The 17529-nt window shown below is 66.8% G+C and carries 15 protein-coding genes and 2 tRNA genes; 7 read left to right on the top strand and 10 right to left on the bottom strand.

Features of this window, described 5'->3' with window-relative positions; all coding sequences use genetic code 11:
* Window positions 1-10 precede the first annotated feature (10 nt).
* The gene (gene cwsA, locus AC5Y43_RS15860) at window positions 11-445 is read left to right on the top strand and encodes a cell wall synthesis protein CwsA (RefSeq protein WP_499973943.1); all 435 of its coding nucleotides are present in this window, start codon (window positions 11-13) and stop codon (window positions 443-445) included.
* A 4-nt stretch (window positions 446-449) separates the two neighbouring features.
* On the opposite strand, the gene AC5Y43_RS15865 is transcribed toward cwsA, so the two are convergent.
* The gene (locus tag AC5Y43_RS15865) at window positions 450-1664 is read right to left on the bottom strand and encodes a cytochrome P450 (protein WP_499973944.1); all 1215 of its coding nucleotides are present in this window, start codon (window positions 1662-1664) and stop codon (window positions 450-452) included.
* A 188-nt stretch (window positions 1665-1852) separates the two neighbouring features.
* Here AC5Y43_RS15865 and AC5Y43_RS15870 point away from each other — a divergent pair, with 188 nt between their 5' ends.
* Entirely contained in the window at window positions 1853-2410 is a 558-nt protein-coding gene (locus tag AC5Y43_RS15870) for a TetR/AcrR family transcriptional regulator (protein WP_499973946.1), read from the top strand.
* 152 nt (window positions 2411-2562) lie between these two features.
* Here AC5Y43_RS15870 and AC5Y43_RS15875 read toward each other — a convergent pair.
* The 9 genes from AC5Y43_RS15875 to dnaA all read right to left on the bottom strand — a co-directional run bounded on the left by AC5Y43_RS15875 (window position 2563) and on the right by dnaA (window position 14357).
* Window positions 2563-2635, bottom strand: a tRNA-Ala gene (locus tag AC5Y43_RS15875).
* A gap of 139 nt (window positions 2636-2774) precedes the next feature.
* Window positions 2775-2848 (bottom strand) — tRNA-Ile (locus AC5Y43_RS15880).
* A gap of 169 nt (window positions 2849-3017) precedes the next feature.
* The gene (locus AC5Y43_RS15885; protein WP_499973947.1) at window positions 3018-3905 is read right to left on the bottom strand and encodes a DUF3566 domain-containing protein; all 888 of its coding nucleotides are present in this window, start codon (window positions 3903-3905) and stop codon (window positions 3018-3020) included.
* Between the two features lie 101 nt (window positions 3906-4006).
* Entirely contained in the window at window positions 4007-7108 is a 3102-nt protein-coding gene (gyrA, locus tag AC5Y43_RS15890) for an intein-containing DNA gyrase subunit A (protein ID WP_499973949.1), read from the bottom strand.
* Between the two features lie 17 nt (window positions 7109-7125).
* A complete protein-coding gene (gene gyrB / locus AC5Y43_RS15895; RefSeq protein WP_499973951.1) occupies window positions 7126-9159 on the bottom strand; it encodes a DNA topoisomerase (ATP-hydrolyzing) subunit B in 2034 nt (677 codons plus the stop codon).
* Between the two features lie 254 nt (window positions 9160-9413).
* Window positions 9414-9968, bottom strand: coding sequence for a DUF721 family protein (locus tag AC5Y43_RS15900; RefSeq protein ID WP_499973952.1), 555 nt, complete (start codon window positions 9966-9968; stop codon window positions 9414-9416).
* Window positions 9965-11125 (bottom strand): DNA replication/repair protein RecF, encoded by a 1161-nt coding sequence (gene recF, locus AC5Y43_RS15905; RefSeq protein WP_499973953.1) that lies wholly within the window; start codon window positions 11123-11125, stop codon window positions 9965-9967. The genes AC5Y43_RS15900 and recF overlap by 4 nt, the downstream gene beginning before the upstream one ends.
* A complete protein-coding gene (gene dnaN / locus AC5Y43_RS15910) occupies window positions 11126-12325 on the bottom strand; it encodes a DNA polymerase III subunit beta (protein ID WP_499973955.1) in 1200 nt (399 codons plus the stop codon). It abuts the gene before it with no gap.
* 487 nt (window positions 12326-12812) lie between these two features.
* Window positions 12813-14357: a chromosomal replication initiator protein DnaA gene (gene dnaA, locus AC5Y43_RS15915; RefSeq protein WP_499973956.1), complete on the bottom strand. Its 1545-nt coding sequence runs from the start codon at window positions 14355-14357 to the stop codon at window positions 12813-12815.
* A gap of 599 nt (window positions 14358-14956) precedes the next feature.
* Between dnaA and rpmH the strand changes: the two genes are divergently transcribed.
* The 5 genes from rpmH to AC5Y43_RS15940 all read left to right on the top strand — a co-directional run bounded on the left by rpmH (window position 14957) and on the right by AC5Y43_RS15940 (window position 17520).
* Entirely contained in the window at window positions 14957-15100 is a 144-nt protein-coding gene (gene rpmH, locus AC5Y43_RS15920) for a 50S ribosomal protein L34 (protein WP_079219747.1), read from the top strand.
* A 23-nt stretch (window positions 15101-15123) separates the two neighbouring features.
* A complete protein-coding gene (gene rnpA / locus AC5Y43_RS15925) occupies window positions 15124-15480 on the top strand; it encodes a ribonuclease P protein component (protein ID WP_499973957.1) in 357 nt (118 codons plus the stop codon).
* Window positions 15477-15785 carry a membrane protein insertion efficiency factor YidD gene (gene yidD, locus AC5Y43_RS15930; protein WP_499973959.1) on the top strand — a complete coding sequence of 103 codons (309 nt, stop codon included), beginning with the start codon at window positions 15477-15479 and terminating at the stop codon, window positions 15783-15785. Before rnpA ends, yidD begins: the two co-directional genes overlap by 4 nt.
* Window positions 15766-16866: a membrane protein insertase YidC gene (gene yidC / locus AC5Y43_RS15935; RefSeq protein ID WP_499974041.1), complete on the top strand. Its 1101-nt coding sequence runs from the start codon at window positions 15766-15768 to the stop codon at window positions 16864-16866. The genes yidD and yidC overlap by 20 nt, the downstream gene beginning before the upstream one ends.
* Window positions 16867-16947: 81 nt before the next feature.
* Window positions 16948-17520: a Jag family protein gene (locus AC5Y43_RS15940; RefSeq protein WP_499973961.1), complete on the top strand. Its 573-nt coding sequence runs from the start codon at window positions 16948-16950 to the stop codon at window positions 17518-17520.
* The last annotated feature ends 9 nt before the right edge of the window (window positions 17521-17529 follow it).

The following is a 17529-nucleotide window of genomic DNA, read 5'->3' on the forward strand; positions in this document are numbered from 1 at the left end:
AGGGCGGCAGATGAGCGCTAAGACGGAATCCCGGCTGACCTCACGGGAGCGATTGGCCCGCGGATTGACTTATACGACAGTGGGGCCCGTGGATCTGGCGCGGGGGATCGTCGGGCTGGGCGCCAACTCCGCGCGGTCGGCCGCGGCGGAGCTGCGCCACCGCTACCGGGACGGCCGGCTCGCCCGCGAAATCGCCGCGGCCCAAGAGACATTGGCCCTGGAATTGGCCGCCGCGCACGAGGTGGTCTCGGGGCTGCCCGAGGCGCTGCAGGAGGCGCGTCGGTCCCAGCGCCGCAGGCCGCGCCCGTGGCTGATCGCCGGCGCGGCCGTCGCGGTCCTGGCGGGCGGCGCCGTCGCATTCAGCATCGTGCGGCGTTCGGTGCGAGCGAAGCCCCAGGAGCCCCAGTCGCGTCCGCCGAGCGTGGACGTCCAGCCGCGCCCCTAGCCGCTTACCGCACGGCCAGCCGCAACCGTTCCCGACGCCGGACCAGAATGCTCGGCAGCCAATCGCCGACGTCGATCGCCTCGATCCACGAGGTGCGCTCGAGCAGCATGCGCAGCACGATGTGGGCTTCCAGGCGGGCCAGTGCCGCGCCCACGCAAAAGTGCACGCCCTTGCCGAAGCTGACGTGACTTTTGGCGGCGGTGCGGTCGAGGCGGAACTCCTCCGGGGCGTCGAAGTGCGCCGGGTCGCGATTGGCCGCCCCCCACATGAGCAGCAGGTGTGACTCGGCCGGCACGTGGACTCCGGCCAGCGTGGTGTCGCGCCACACATGGCGATAGTGGCCACGAAACGGCGCTTCGAAGCGCAGCGTCTCTTCGATGAAAGCGCCGAGCAGTTCGGGGTTTTCGCGTAGCTGGCGTTGGATCGCGGGCCGCTCGGCGAGAATGCCCGCCGCGCTGCCCAGCAGCGACGCCGTCGATTCACCGGCGGCGCTGAACAGCGTGAGCATGATGCCCAGTGCCGGCAGTTGCTCGAGTTCGCCCGAAGCGCAGCGCGCGGCCAGATCGCCGATCAGACCGTATTCGTCGCCCCTGCTTGCCTTTTCGAAATGCTCGAGGACGTATTGCGACAGCTCCAGTGCCGCGGCGAACGCCTCTTCGAGGCGGGCGGGTGTGACGATGCCGTCGAGCAGTGTGGTTGTGGCGTAGCCGAGCCGAATGAGTTTGTCGACGTCGCCCTCGGGCAGCCCCAGCAGCTTGGCGACTACCATCATCGGCAGGCGGTTGGCGATGGCGCTCATCCATTCGATCTCCCCGTCGCGCAGGTTCTGCTCCCACAACAGCTCGGCGGTGTGGGCGGCGAATTCCTCGATGATCCGGACGCGCTTGGCCGACAAGTGCGGAAGCAGGAGCTTGCGGTGCACCGCGTGCGTCGGGTCGTCCGCGGTGGCCAACACGTGCGCGGCTTCTCCCGCGGGCGCCATGTCGAACGGGGTGACGGTGCCGTCGTCGTTGAAGAGCATCGTCGCGGTGAGATTCGACGAAAAGTCGTCGACCCGCTCGACGGCCTCCTGCACCGCGTCCCAGCCGCACACCGCGTAGAACACCGAGTCACCGATGCGGTGTACCGGCGCCTCGGCACGCATGCGCTCATACAGCGGATAGGGATCCTGCACCGCCTCGGCGCCGAAGAACCTGATCGGAGAGTCCAATACCGGCATGTGTTCAGGCTCGATGTGCCGGCCTGCGCCGTCAATGGGTCGCGGCGAAGTTGAGGAGCGCCACGGGTCGGGCACAGGTTGCAGCCCCGGTTGCGCCCTTGCTTCCAGCAGCGGATTGACTTGAGAGTTATCCATCAGAAATTCTCATCGTGAGGAAAGTGTTTCCGACCACCGCTGCGGAGGGGCCTATGCGCGACGACTGGTTGGTGGGACGAGATCGCCGTAGCGAGGCCACCGAGCGGATTCATGCGGCGGCCGCGGATCTCATCGCCCGCCGCGGATACGAAGCTTTCACGATCGAAGCCCTCGCGGCCGCGGTCCACTGCTCGCCCGCGACGATTTACCGGCACGCCGGCGGCAAGGCCGCCCTTCGCGACGCCGTCGTCGCCATCCATGCGGAGCGCATCGTCGACGCCGCACGGGACGCCATCCGGGGCCTCGACGGGGCGGATCGCGTGGTGACCGCGACGATCGTGGCCTTGGAACGGTTGCGTTCGGACCCGCTGGCCCACCTGATGCGGTCGGTGCACGCGACCCCGGCCAACGAGTGGATCGCCAGCTCATCGGCGGTCACCGCCCTGGCGACCGAAATGCTGGGGAACGCGGACGACCCCCTCGCCGCGCAGTGGCTGATCCGTGTCTTTCTGGCGCTGTGGCGCTGGCCTTTGAAAGACGTCGCCGCCGAACGCGCGTTGGTGCAACGCTTCCTCGGCTCGTCCTATTCGACTGTTCATGCGGACGAATAACCCCGTCGCAGCCGAAGGCATGGATGCATTGCCGATGGTTCCCGTCGGGTCGCTGGGCGGAAACCGTTAAGGCCGAATGCTTCCGATCGCGACGGTTTCGAGGCCCGCAGCGAGGTCCAGCCGCCGACCGCCGGTTGATACGGGGGAGTCTGTGGAGCCTAGGGGAATCGAACCCCTGACACCCGCCTTGCAAAGGCGGTGCTCTACCAACTGAGCTAAGGCCCCTGGTTGTGGTCGGACGGATCGGCCACCGCCACGTGCCATACCTCGACCCCGCGCCGTGACCGCACCACCGCCGCCGCTACCGCGACCAATGCCAGTGGCAATGCAAGTCTCACGCAACGTCTGGACGGGCACATGGTTGTGGGCCTAGGAGGACTCGAACCTCCGACCTCTTCGTTATCAGCGAAGCGCTCTAACCGCCTGAGCTATAGGCCCGTACTCGCCGTACGGCCGAGCGACGAGATTACCGCAATCGCCGCCCCACCCCCAAAAGCCCATGATCCGCGCCGGGCCGCCGGCAGCCTTCCGCGAAAGTGCAACTACCGACGCCTACTCTCTCGGGCGCGATGCGTCGCCAACTGCACTCTCGCGAGCGATCGCCGCGCTAGTCGCGGTCGGCCAACGTGACTTCGATGCCGCCGATCAGATCGGTCGCCAGGTTGTAGACGAAGGCGGCGATGGTGGCCATCGCGGTCAGCAGGACGATGTTGACCAGGCCGATCAGCACGGCACCGCCGAAGATGGTGCTGCTGGAGACCAGTTCGCCGCTGCTGCCGCTGGTGTTGTTCAGCAGGTCGCCGACGTTGCTGTTGAGCTTGGCCCACACGCCCATGCCGCCGAGGACGAGGTAGAGGAACGCCACCGCGATCATCCACACGAAGAACAGCGCCACCGATAGCAGCAGGGACACCTTCAACGTGCTCCACGGATCGATCCGGCGGATCTGCATGCTGGCCCGAACGGGTCCGCGGGTCCGCCGCGACACCTGGACGCGGCTTTCGCGGCCCTCGCGGGCCTCCCGGTTCTCCGGCCCTTCGGCGGTGGCGGCCCGGCCCGGGCCCTCCGCACCGCGGTCCGGCGCGGGCTTGCGCTGTGGCGGCCGCGGCATCGGGCCGGACAGGTCGGGCAACTCGCTGGCGTAGGCCTCGGCGGGTGCGGCCACCTGGTCGCGCGCCGCCGGGGCGTCCGGGTCGCGCGGGGGGCTCTTCGGACGGGCGCCGGGGGCGGCGGTACCCGAGATGAAGCGGTTCAGCCGGGCGTCGGCGCCGGCCGGCGGGCCCGACGGCCTCGTCTCGGGGTGAGGCTCGGGCTCGCGTTGCGGCGCGTGCGACGGCCGGGCACCGCCGCGCTGCCGGGGTGGCCCATCGCCGGAATCCTGGATCCGGCCGGCCTGCGGAGGTGCCGCGCGGTGCGCACCGGCACGCTCGGCCGCGCCATCCCCATTTAGGCCGTCGCCCATGTTGGGGGCGCCCGGCTCGTTCGGTGAGGTCACCCCGACTCCTTAGAACTGTTAGCGCATCGTCGGGCCGAGTCTATTGCCTGAACGGCAGCCCGCACCCACAGGACCGCGGCTTGGTGGGCATCGTGACCTGGCTAGCCGTCCGATTCCGCGTCGACGTCGGCCTCCCCGACCACCTCGTCGGCGGCTTCCTCGGCGTTGCGGGCGATCGCCAGCAGCGTGTTGTCCTCACCGAGGTTCATCAACCGCACGCCCTTGGTCTGCCGTCCCGCCTTGCGGACCTGGCGCGCCGCCGTGCGGATCACGCCGCCCCCGGAGGTGATCGCGTACAGCTCGCTGTCGTCGTCGACGATCAGCGCGCCCACCAACCGGCCGCGCCGACGGTCGTATTGCACGGTCAGCACGCCCTTGCCGCCGCGGCCCTGCACCGGGTACTCCTCGATCGCGGTGCGCTTGGCGTAACCCCCGGACGTGGCGACCAGCAGGTAGGTATCTTCGCGGATCACGTTGAGCGACAACAGGTAATCGTCGGCGTTGAAGCGCATGCCCTGCACGCCGGAGGTAGCCCGGCCCATCGGGCGCAGCGCCTCGTCGGTCGCCGAGAACCGGATGGACTGCCCGAGCGCGGACACCAGCAGCAGGTCCTCGTCGGCCGAGCACAGCACCGCCCCGACCAGCTCGTCGCCGTCGCGGAGGTTTACCGCGACGATGCCTCCGGACCGGTTGGAGTCGAAGTCGGTCAGCTTGGTCTTCTTCACCAGGCCATTGCGGGTGGCCAGCACCAGGTACGGGGCGTCCTCGTAGCCGCGGATCTGGATGACCTGCGCGATCCGCTCCTCGGGCTGGAAGGCCAACAGGTTGGCGACGTGCTGCCCGCGCGCCGTTCGGGATGCCTCCGGCAGCTCATAGGCCTTGGCCCGGTACACCCGGCCCTGCGTGGTGAAGAACAGGATCCAGTCGTGGGTGGAGGACACGAAGAAGTGCTTGACGATGTCGTCCTGTTTGAGCCCGGCGCCCTGCACGCCCTTTCCGCCGCGCTTCTGGCTGCGGTACAGGTCGGTCTTGGTGCGCTTCGCGTAGCCGGTCTCGGTGATGGTGACGACGACGTCCTCGCGGGTGATCAGGTCCTCGTCGCTGACATCCCCGTCGGCCGCGATGATGCGGGTGCGGCGGTCGTCGCCGTGCTTGTCGACGATCTCGGTGAGCTCGTCGCGCACGATCGCCCGCTGCCGCTCCGGTTTGGCCAGGATGTCTTCCAGGTCGGCGATCTCGGCCTCGATCTTGGCCAGATCGTCGATGATGCGCTGACGCTCCAGGGCGGCCAGGCGCCGCAGCTGCATGTCCAGGATCGCCTGGGCCTGGATCTCGTCGATGTCGAGCAGCTCGATCAGTCCGGCGCGCGCGATGTCGACGGTTTCCGACGCCCGGATCAAGGCGATCACCTCATCCAGCGCGTCGAGGGCCTTGACCAGACCGCGCAGGATGTGGGCCCGCTCGTTGGCCTTGCGCAGCCGGTAGGTGGTGCGCCGCACGATGACGTCGAGCTGGTGTGCGACGTAGTAGCGGATCATCTGATCCAGGCGCAGGGTGCGCGGCACCCCGTCGACGATGGACAGCATGTTGGCCCCGAAGCTGGTCTGCAGCTGGGTGTGCTTGTAGAGGTTGTTCAGCACCACCTTGGCCACCGCGTCGCGCTTGAGCTCGACGACGATGCGCAGGCCCACCCGGTCGCTGCTCTGGTCCTCGATGTTGGAGATTCCGGCCAGCTTGCCGTCGCGCACCTGCTCGGCGATCGAGGTGATGAAGTTGTCGTGGTTGACCTGATACGGCAGCTCGGTGATGACCAGAGACGTTCGGCCGCGTGAATCTTCTTCTACCTCAACCACTCCGCGCATCCGGATGGAGCCGCGGCCGGTCTTGTAGGCGTCGGCGATGCCCTGCGAGCCGACGATCAGCGCTGACGTGGGGAAGTCGGGCCCCTTCACGCGCTGCATGACGGCGGCCAGCGTGGCTTCCTCGTCGGCCTCGTGGTTTTCGAGGCACCAGAACACCGCCTCGGCCAACTCGCGCAGGTTGTGCGGCGGGATGTTGGTCGCCATGCCGACCGCGATGCCGCCGGACCCGTTGGCCAGCAGGTTGGGGAACCGGCTCGGCAGCACCGTCGGTTCCTGGACGCGGCCGTCGTAGTTGGGGGTGAAATCGACTGTCTCCTCGTCGATTTCGCGCAGCATCTCCATCGCCAGCGGAGTCAGCCGCGCCTCGGTGTTGTGGCTGACGAACCCGTTCGTCAGGAATGCGTGGTCGTCAGTATCGACGCGCAGGCTGTAGACCGGCTGGATGCCGGCGTCGGTCACCGAGGCGACACGTGCGTAGTAGAACCGGCCGTCGGTGAGGTCGGTCGCTATGGCGGCCGCGTCCGGGTCATTCCCATGGACACGCAGGAACTCGACCAGTCCGGGCACCTCGTCGACCGTGGGGGGTATGTACGCCGCTGCCGGCGTGTTCCGTGCGTAGCCCCCACGCTCGGCGTTCATGACGGTCCAGTCACCCGGGCGAATCTCTTCGATTAGCTTCCAAAGAAGCGTCGGCACACCGCCAACATTCACCAGGCACAGCAGTGGGTGGTTCGCCGTACCGGTGACCTCATGTCCGCCTAATGTGCGCACACAGAAGGTCGGATGGTCTCCCGAGTGGAACAGGCGGTCCGCCGACACCGGCATGCCGTGCCGATCAAGCACCTTAAGATCAATGACGTTGTCGCTGTTCGGCTTTGCGTCCCGCACTACATCGGCGATGCGGATCGAGCGGCCCTCTGGCAGCGCCACCAACACATCTCCAGAGACGCAGTAGCGCATCGCCGCCGGAGGATCGTTGCCCGGCGAACCGAAGTTGCCCTGGCCGTCGACGAGCGGATAGCGCAGCGACCACGGCTGGGCCATGCGCACCAACGTGTCGTAGATCGACGCGTCGCCGTGCGGGTGGTAGTTGCCCATCGTCTCGGCCACCGAGCGCGCCGACTTGGCGTGGCTGCGGTCGGGGCGGAACCCGGAGTCGTACATCGCGTACAACACGCGGCGGTGCACCGGCTTGAGGCCGTCGCGCACCTCCGGCAGCGCGCGGCCCACGATCACGCTCATCGCGTAGTCGATGTAGCTGCGCTGCATCTCGTGCTGGATGTCGACGGGCTCGATGCGGTCGCCGGCTTCGTCGCCCGGCGGCAACGTGGTGTCAGTCATGTATTTCCTAAATCCCCTTAAACATCCAGGAAACGAACGTCTTTGGCATTACGGGTGATAAAGCTGCGGCGCGCCTCGACGTCCTCGCCCATCAGGATCGAGAACAACTCGTCGGCGGCGGCCGCGTCATCCAGGGTGACTTGGCGCAATACCCGCACCGACGGGTCCATCGTGGTTTCCCACAACTCCTTGGCGTCCATCTCGCCCAGGCCCTTGTAGCGCTGGATGCCGTCTTCCTTGTTGATCTTCTTGCCGGACTTCAGCCCGGCCTCCAGCAGGCCGTCGCGCTCGCGGTCGGAATAGGCGAATTCGGGATCGCTGCGCTGCCACTTCAACTTGTACAGCGGCGGCTGCGCCAAGAACACGTGCCCGTTTTCGATCAGGGGCCGCATGAACCGGAACAACAGCGTCAACAGCAGCGTCGAAATGTGTTGGCCGTCAACGTCGGCGTCGGCCATCAGCACAATCTTGTGGTAGCGCAGCTTGGTGATGTCGAACTCGTCGTGAATGCCGGTGCCCAGGGCGGTGATTATCGCCTGGACCTCGGTGTTCTTCAAAACGCGGTCGATGCGCGCCTTCTCGACGTTGATGATCTTGCCGCGCAACGGAAGGATCGCCTGGAACATCGAATCGCGGCCGCTTTTGGCCGAGCCGCCGGCCGAATCACCCTCCACCACATACAGTTCGGACTTTCGCGGGTCGGTGGAGCGGCAGTCGGCAAGCTTGCCCGGCAACCCGCCGAGGTCGGTGGCGCTCTTGCGGCGCACCAGTTCTCGCGCCTTGCGCGCGGCGATCCGGGCTTGCGCGGACGACACCGCCTTGTTCACAACGGTTTTGGCCTCGGAGGGGTTGGCCTCGAACCAGTGCGTCAGCTGCTCGTTGCACACCTTCTGCACGAACGACTTGACCTCGGTGTTGCCCAGCTTGGTCTTGGTCTGACCCTCGAACTGCGGTTCGCTGACCTTCACCGAGATGACCGCGGCCAAGCCCTCCCGGATGTCGTCGCCGGTGAGGTTGGGGTCCTTGTCTTTCAACAGCTTCTTGTCTTTGGCGTACTTGTTCACCACCGACGTCAGCGCGCTGCGAAAACCCTCTTCGTGGGTGCCGCCCTCGTGGGTGTTGATGGTGTTGGCGAAGGTGTGGACCGACTCCGAATAGCCGCCGTTCCACTGCATGGCGATTTCGACCTCGTGGCCGGCTCCCTTCCCGTCGAAATCGATGACGCTCTGCTGGATCGGGTTCTTGGTGCGGTTGATGTGCTTGACGAAGTCGACCAGGCCGCCGGGGTAGTGGAAGGTGCGGTGCTTGACCTTTTGCGGCGCGCTCGATTCCGCCGCCTTTTCCTCGGCGGACTTGGGTGCGTCGGCGGTGTCGCTGACGACCTCGTCGACAACCTCGTCCTGGGCCACCCGCTCGTCGGTGAGCTCGATCGTCAGGCCCTTGTTCAAAAATGCCATTTCCTGCAGCCGGCGCGCCACGGTCTCGAAGTCGTACTCGGTGGTTTCGAAGATGTCCGGATCCGCCCAAAACCTGATGGTGGTCCCGGTCTTCTTGGTGGCCTCGCCCTCCTTGAGCGTGCCCGGCACGGCGTGGTCGTAGAATTGCGACCACTCGTGGCCATCACGGGCGATGTCCACCTCGAGCCGGGTCGACAGCGCGTTCACCACCGACACACCGACGCCGTGCAGACCGCCACTGACGTTGTAGCCACTGTTCTCGCCACCGAACTTGCCGCCGGCGTGGAGTTGGGTCATCACCACGTCGACGGTCGGCGCGCCGGTGGCGTGCATCGCCACCGGGATACCGCGGCCGTTGTCGGCCACCTCGACGCCGCCGTCGTCGAGCAGGCGCACGTCCACCCGGTTGGCGTAGCCGGCCATCGCCTCGTCCACCGAGTTGTCGACCACCTCCCAGATGAGGTGGTGCAGACCACGCTCACCGGTGGACCCGATGTACATGCCCGGGCGTTTGCGGACAGCCTCCAGCCCTTCCAAAACGGTGATCTGTTCGGCGCCGTATCCGGCTTGGGGCTTCTTCTTCTGGGCAGCCACGGTCGGAATGCTCTCCTTGGGGTTTCATGCGGGCGGTCCGGTCACCGCGACAATCGCATCCCACCACTCTACCGTGATCGAGGCCTCGGACCGCTTCTCCGGGCGCGTTTCTACCCAGCTAACCGCGCCGTGCACACGATTTCTTTCTTCCGGGCGCGTCCCGACGTGCAAATTAGGGGTCCGCGTCGTCCTGGTGGCTCTCAGCCGCTGTGGATAGACGCGCGTCTGGGGATCGTTTACGCCCCTTGAATGCCTCACCCGTAGGTGTCGCGCGGGCCCCGTCCGGCGATGTGCCGCGGCCCCTTGCGCCACGACGGGGCGGCCGGGCCGGTGATTTTCAGCGACGTCACCACACCGTTGCCCACCGCGGCGGCGATCTTGGCCAACAGTTGCGCCTGGATCATCCGCAGTTGGGTGGCCCAGGCCGTCGATTCCGCCGTCACGCTCAGCACTCCCTCGCTGAGCGCGGTCGGGGTCGCATGGTCGGCGATCTGCTGTCCCACCACCGACGGCCAGTGGCCCAGCACCGTGCCTTCGGCCACGTGCGCCGACCAGCCCCGCTTTTTGGCGAGATCGCGCGCCAGCCTGCCCAGCGGTTGTGGATCGCGAACGTCCGGGCCCGGTCCCGACCAGCTGCGCCGCTGCCCCGCGACGCGACGCGGACCCGACGGGGTGGTCCGCCCGCGCCCCGCGTCCTTGCCCTGTGCGCGCGCCGCGGCGCGAGCCTCCTCGAGGGTGCGCCGCACCAAGTCCATACCCGTCAACTCGCCGAGGCGGTCAACGTTTCCCGTGTCGTCCTCGCCGGTCATCCCACCACCGCCGATACCCTGCCCGTGTCGTCGTCGCGCAAATCGATGTGCACGCGCCTGGCGTCCCAGTCCGCCGGAATGTCTTCCAGCACGGCGGCGGTCACCAGAACCTGCTCGGCGGATTCAGCCACCGCCGCCAACGCACGGCGACGCGCCGCGTCGAGTTCGGCGAACACGTCGTCGAGCAACAACACCGGGTCGCTGCCGTCTTCGCGCAGCAACTCGTAGGCCGCCAGCCGCAGGCCCACCGCGAACGACCACGACTCCCCATGGCTGGCAAAACCTTTGGCGGCTTGATCGCCGAGGCGCAACTCCAGGTCGTCGCGATGCGGACCGACCAGGCACATCCCGCGTTCCAGTTCCGCGTCCCGGCGGGCCGAGAGTGCGGCCAGCAGCGCGGCCTCCAAGAATTCCCGATCGGTGAGGTCGCCGCCATCGATGGTGCCGGGGTCGCCCAGGCTAGAGCGGTAGGCGATCGACGCCGGCCGTGATCCCGGCGCGAGCAGCTGATAGGCCTTTTCCACTTCCGGCGACAGTTGGTTCACCAAATCAATCCGGGCCGCCATCAATGCGGCGCCGTGCTCGGCCAACCGACTATCCCACACGTCGAGGGTGTCCAGCGCACCCCGGTCACCGCGGTACCGCGCGCCGGACAGCGACTTCAACAACGCAGTGCGTTGCCGCAAAACCTTGTCGTAGTCCGCGCGCACGCCCGCGATCGTCGGCCGGCGGACGGTCACCAGGTCATCGAGGTAGCGGCGCCGATCCGACGGATCACCACGCACCAGAGCCAAGTCCTCGGGCGCGAACAGCACCGCTCGCAGCACGCCGACCACTTCACGGGTGCTACGCACCGGCGACCGGTTCAGCCGGGCCTTGTTGGCGCGGCCGGCCGCAATCTCCAGATCGATGGCGCATTCCCGCCCGTCGCTGACCACGATGGTCGAGACCACCCCGCGATCCGCACCAGCCCGGATCAACGGCGCGTCGGTTCCAACCCGGTGTGAGCCCAGGGTGGTCGAATACCACAGGGCCTCAATCAGATTCGTCTTGCCGAACCCGTTGGGGCCGACGAACACCGTCCGGCCCGCCTGTAATTCGAGGTCGACGTGTGCCCACGACCGGAAGTCGCGCAGGCCCAACTGCCTGACGTACACCTACCCGGGCAGCCGGACTGGCATCAACAGGTACACGTAGTCCGTCGGCAACGCGGCGAAGGGCCCGCTGCCGGTCGGGGAACTGTCGTCAGCGAGCGCCGGGCGCAGCAACGCCGGCTTGCCCGGGGTCGTGAAGCCGAACGACACCCGCTCGGAATGCACCGACGCCAGCCCGTCGGTCAGGTACGTCGGGTTGAACGCGATCGTCAACGGTTCCCCGACGAAATCAACCTGAAGGTCTTCTTCCGCACGGCCCACGTCGTCGGCGCCCGCGGACAGCCGCAGCGTTCCGTCGGAGAATTCCATCCGCACCTGCGCACCCCGGTCGGCGACCAGGGCGACCAGCTTGATGGCCTCGGTCAACTCCGCGACATTGATGGTGGCGACGGCCGTGTGCTCGGCCGGCAACAACTGCCGAAACTTCGGGAACTCCGCGTCGAGGAGCCGGGTGGTGCTGCGCTTGCCATTGCCGCTGATACCGAGCAACCCGTCCTGCCCGACTCCGGGGCCGGCCCCCAGCGATAACCGGACCTCATCCCCGTCGGCGCCGGCTTTGGCGGCCTCGGCGAGCGTCTTGGCCGGAACCAACACCGCGGCCTCGATGTCGGGCGACAGCGCCGACCAGGTCAACTCGCGTACCGCGAGCCGGAACCTGTCGGTCGCCGCCAAAACCACCCGGTCACCGGAGATCTCAACCCGGATGCCGGTCAGCATGGGCAACGTGTCGTCCCGGCCGGCGGCGATGGCCACCTGGCCGATCGCCTCGGCGAACAGCTCCGCCGGCAGCGTGCCGGTCCCTTCCGGCAGCGCGGGCAGCGTCGGATAATCCTCGACCGGCATCGTCGGCAGCGAAAACCTGGCGCTTCCGCAGGTCAACGCGACCCGGTTGCCGTCGACATAGAAGTCGACGGGCTTGTTCGGCAGCGCCCGGGTGATGTCCGACAATAACCTGCCGGACACCAAAACGCTTCCCGGAGAAGCGATTTCGGCCGCAACCTGTGCTTCCGCGGATACCTCGTAGTCGAATCCGGAGATCGTCAGCCCGTCGTCCGAACCGGACAACAGGACCCCGGACAGCACCGGGACCGCCGGCCTGGTCGGCAGGTTCTTCGCCACCCACGACACCGCGTCGGCGAAAGACTCTCGCACGAGACGGAATTTCAAGTCGGTGAGGCCAGCTGTCGTCGTCGCCGCGTCCATAGCGTCCCTTCACCTGCCAAGTCTTCGTAACCGAGATCGCTAGCCGCCCGCCGCTAGCAGTCGAACCACAACCGTAGATCTTCTGCGGCCATCTTGAAAGCTAGTCCAAGAGGCCGACAAGCCGGGCGAACGCCGGCTGCGCGTCGCGCGGGCAACGCGTGTCCCCAATGCTGTTCTTCAAAGAAGAATCGACGAAGAGATTTCAGTACCAGTAATAAGGGCTGTGGATTCTGGGGACAGGCAGGGCTTGGTCCAGCTAGGGGACGGGCGAGGTTGTTGATGACAGCGTTGACAACGGTGGGGTTGTTGTTGGGCCGCTGGGGATGGGGGAAGGGTGTGCACGGAAACTCCATTGCTGCACCCGAGTTTCGCTGGTTTCTGCACAGCGCTGCACACAGCGGCTTGGGTGTGACAGGTGTGACAGGGGAGCGGGAAGTTTTTCGAAAAGTTTCGGGGACGGACCCCTGGACGGCTCGAAACGACAGGGTCAGCGCTTGGAGCGTTGCCGGATGCGCGTGGTCAGCTCCTTGACGTGATCGAAGACCTCACGCCGCTCGGCCATCTCCGACAAGATCTTTCGCTGTGCGTACATGACCGTGGTGTGGTCGCGGCCGAATGCCTGACCGATCTTGGGCAACGACAGGTCGGTGAGCTCGCGGCACAGATACATCGCGATCTGGCGTGACTGCGCCAGCGCCCTGGTCTTGCCCGGGCCGCGCAGCTCCTCGACGGTGGTGTCGAAATACTCGGCGGTGGCGGCCATGATGGTCGCCGCGCTGATCTGCATGGTGCTGGCGTCGGCGATCAGATCGCGAAGCACGATCTCCGCCAATGCCTTGTCGATGGGCGTCTTGTTCAGCGACGCGAACGCCGTCACCCGGATCAGCGCGCCCTCGAGTTCGCGGATGTTGCGTTCGATGCTGCTGGCGATCAACTCGAGGACATCGTCGGGCACCGCCAGCCGGTCCATCTGAGCCTTTTTCCGCAGGATGGCGATGCGGGTCTCCAGTTCGGGCGGCTGCACGTCAGTGATCAGGCCCCATTCGAAGCGGGTCCTCAGCCGATCCTCGAGGGTGGCCAGTTGTTTCGGCGGCCGGTCGGAGGAGATGACGATTTGCTTGTTGGCGTTGTGCAGCGTGTTGAAGGTATGGAAGAACTCTTCCTGGATACCTTCTTTGCCCTCGATGAATTGGATGTCATCGACAAGCAACACGTCGACGTCGCGGTAGCTGCGCTTGAACGCGACCTTGCGGTCGTCGCGCAGCGAGTTGATGAAGTCGTTGGTGAATTCCTCGGTGGAGACGTATTTGACCCGCATGCCGGGGAACAGCCGCTGCGCGTAGTTGCCGGCGGCGTGCAGCAGATGGGTCTTGCCCAGGCCGGACTCGCCCCAGATGAACAGCGGGTTGTAGGCGCGGGCCGGGGCTTCGGCGATGGCCAGGGCCGCGGCGTGGGCGAAGCGGTTGGACGCGCCGATGACGAACGTGTCGAAGGTGTAGCGCCGGTTGAGGCTGGTTCCGCCGGCAACGGCCGGATCCGTGGTGTGTGGGCGCTCGGTGAAGTAGTTGGGCCAACTCTGCTCGGCGCCACCCACGAGTTCACCGTTCTCATCCGCCTCGTCGGTGTCGAGCGGCGTATCCAGGTCGTCGTCGGCGGGGGCCGGTGGTTGCCCGTCGGACGGGAAGCTCTCCGCTTGTGGGAAGGGGCCGTCGCCGGCTTCCTCGGGCGGGGCGATGCGCACGCCGAGTTGAATCTGCTGCCCGAGGCGACGGCTCAGCGCGTCGGTGATGGGCGCGCGCAAGTGACGTTCGATTTCGTTTTGCACGAAGCTGCTCGGCACCGACAGCAAAGCAAAGCCCTCGACGATCGTGAGCGGCTGCACGAGGTTCAGCCACGCCCGCTGCTGCGGGGTGAGCGGGGTGGCGAGCGCGGTGCGTCCGGCGGACATGCCGTCCGGGGAGGATTCACCGTTCAACTCGGAGACGACCGCGCTCCACACTGTCGTGAATCCTGAACCGGGGTCATCGGTCAACGACGTAATCTCCCTGGTTCTCGCAGATCCCGGGTCGAGGAGTAGCCACGCTGGGCGACAAAGCAACTGTCCACATAGTTATGCACAGGTGTGGACAGGATGACCGCAAACGAGCCGCAGCCTACCGGCGACGGCCCGCGATCTCCGTGCTGATGACGGCCTGTTCAGGTCGCCTAGCCAGCTAGTCGATCCGCCATCCTCGCTTCGTCGTCGAGCGCCGTTCCACGCTGAAACGGCATTGCCCGAAGCTAACAGTTTTCCGTGCGGCTGCCAACCGTTGTGCTGCATTCCAATCGGCTTCTCTAGAGTTCTTCGGGGCGTGCATGATGGTTGTTCCCCTATGGTGCCGCAGACCGGTCGTCGAGAACTTCTGTTTTCGCGGATGTGTGAGTTGCGTTCGTTGCGGCAGACCAAGTTTGACCCAGCGGAAGCTCGTCAGTACCCTCGAACAGTCGCCCGAAAGTCGGCGATACGGCTGCGACCCGGACTTAGCTCGGGGACCGCGCCGGCCAGCAGCAAGACCCACCCCCGACCGACTCGCGGACGAACGCAGTCGAGCAACGTGAGCGGCCGGATGGTTCGAATACGAGGAGAACGCCGTGGCCAAGGGCAAGCGGACCTTCCAGCCGAATAACCGGCGCCGAGCCCGCGTGCACGGCTTCCGGTTGCGGATGCGCACCCGCGCCGGGCGGGCCATCGTCTCCAGTCGGCGCCGCAAAGGCCGCCGCGCGCTCACTGCCTGATCGCAACGTCAGGTTTTTCGGCGGTGCTTCCCGCACGCAACCGCATGAGGCGGTCAACGGAGTTTGACTCCGCCGTCAAACACGGCGCGCGTTCGGCGCAGGCCGACGTCGTCGTGCACCTCCGGCGGACTCCCGAAGACGGCACCGGCCCGCGCGTCGGGCTGATCATCGCGAAGCCCGTGGGATCCGCGGTGGAACGCCATCGCGTCGCGCGCCGGCTACGCCACGTCGCCCGGACGATGCTGGATGACCTCGACCCGGCCGACCGCGTGGTGATCCGGGCGTTGCCGGGCAGTCGCCAGGCGTCCTCGGCACGCCTGGAGCAGCAACTGCGACGCGGGTTGCGCCGCGCCCTCGAGTCGGCGGGGGCCGGCCGGTGAACGCCGCCGTGCGGGGCCTGCTTTTCCTGATCCGCCTCTACCGGCACATGGTGTCGCCGCTGCGACCGCCGACCTGTCGCTTCACGCCGACCTGTAGCCAGTACGCCCTCGACGCTCTCACTGAGTACGGCCTGATCCGGGGGAGTTGGCTGTCCGCGGTCCGGCTCGCCAAATGCGGACCGTGGCATCGGGGAGGATGGGATCCGATACCCGAACGAAGCGGCGCTCGTGCCGACTTCGACGACGCCGACAGCGCCTGGCAATCCCCAGCGACGCAAGGGAAGAGTGAGTCTTTTGTCCTTTGATTTTTTCAGCCTCGACATCATCTACTACCCGGTGTCGTGGATCATGTGGGCCTGGTACAAACTGTTCGCGGCCGTGCTGGGTCCGTCGAACTTCTTCGCCTGGGCTCTGTCGGTGATGTTCCTGGTGTTCACGCTGCGGGCCCTGCTGTACAAGCCGGTGGTGAACCAGATCCGCTTCACCCGGCAAATGCAGGAGCTGCAGCCCCAACTGAAGGCGCTGCAGAAAAAGTACGCCAAGGACCGCCAGCGCATGTCGCTCGAGATGCAGAAGCTGCAGCGCGAGCACGGCTTCAACCCGCTCCTGGGTTGCCTGCCGGCGTTCGCGCAGATCCCGGTGTTCCTCGGGCTGTATCACGTCCTGCGTTCGTTCAACCGCACCACCGGCGGCTTCGGTCAAGCCCACCTGTCGGTGGCTCAGAACCGAGCGACCGGGAACTATTTCTTCAGCCCCGCCGACGTGGGCCACTTCCTCGACGCCCACCTTTTCGGCGCGCCGATCGGGGCGTTCATGACGCAGCATTCCGGATTGGACGCGTTCACCGTCTTCAGCCGCCCCGCGGTGATCGCGGTGGGCGCGCCGGTGATGCTCCTGGCCGGCATCGCGACCTTCTTCAACAGCCGCGCGTCGGTGGCGCGGCAGAGCCCAGAGGCGGCCGCCAACCCGCAGACGGCGATGATGAATAAGCTTGCGCTGTACGTGTTTCCGCTCGGCATCATCGTCAGCGGACCGTTCCTCCCGCTCGCGATCATCCTGTACTGGTTCGCCAACAACATCTGGACGTTCGCGCAGCAGCACTACGTGTTCGGGATGATCGAGAAGGAAGACGAGGCCAAGCGCCAACAAGCCCTCGAGCGCCGCGCGTCCAACGCACCGGCGCCGGGGGCTAAACCCAAACGCAACCCGAAGGCGGCAGGCGGGGAATCGCCGGCGGGCCCGGAGTCCGATGGGCCCGCTGACGACGCGGGCGCCGCGAAGACGACGACGGCGCAACCGGACCAGCCGGATGCTGAGCCACGCAACGACGCTCCGACCAACCGCACCCCGCGACCGGGGGCGCGACCGAAAAAGCGGAAACGCTAAAGAAACGACGACGACAGCCACCGGCGCCTTCGACCAGTGACGCGACTGGAACGGGCCCCACGGATGAGGGAGAGATAACGCATGACAGACGCCGACACCACCGAACGCGACGCTGATACGGAACTCGACACCCAAGCGTCGGTCGACGAGGACACGGCGGAGTCGGGGGGAGCGGATCAACCCGACGACGCCGAAGAGCGACTGGTCGCCGAAGGGGAGATCGCCGGCGACTATCTGGAAGAGCTGTTGGACCTGTTGGACTTCGACGGCGACATCGATCTGGACGTCGAGGGCGACCGCGCGGTCGTGAGCATCGACGGCAGCGACGACCTCAATAAGTTGGTCGGCCGCGGCGGCGAGGTGCTCGATGCGCTGCAGGAGCTCACCCGGCTCGCGGTGCACCAGAAGACGGGCGTGCGCAGCCGGCTGATGCTCGACATCGCGAGCTGGCGACGTCGGCGCCGCGAGGAACTGGCCGCACTCGGCGACAAGGTGGCGCGCCGGGTGCTGAGCTCCGGCGAGCGCGAGGAGCTCTCGCCAATGACGCCGTTCGAGCGCAAGATCGTCCACGACGCCGTCGCGGCCGTCGATGGGGTGCACAGCGAAAGCGAGGGCCAGGAGCCTTCGCGTCGCGTCGTGGTCCTGCTCGACTGACCGAGTCAC

It is taken from the genome of Mycobacterium sp. NGS57 (genome assembly GCF_059812405.1).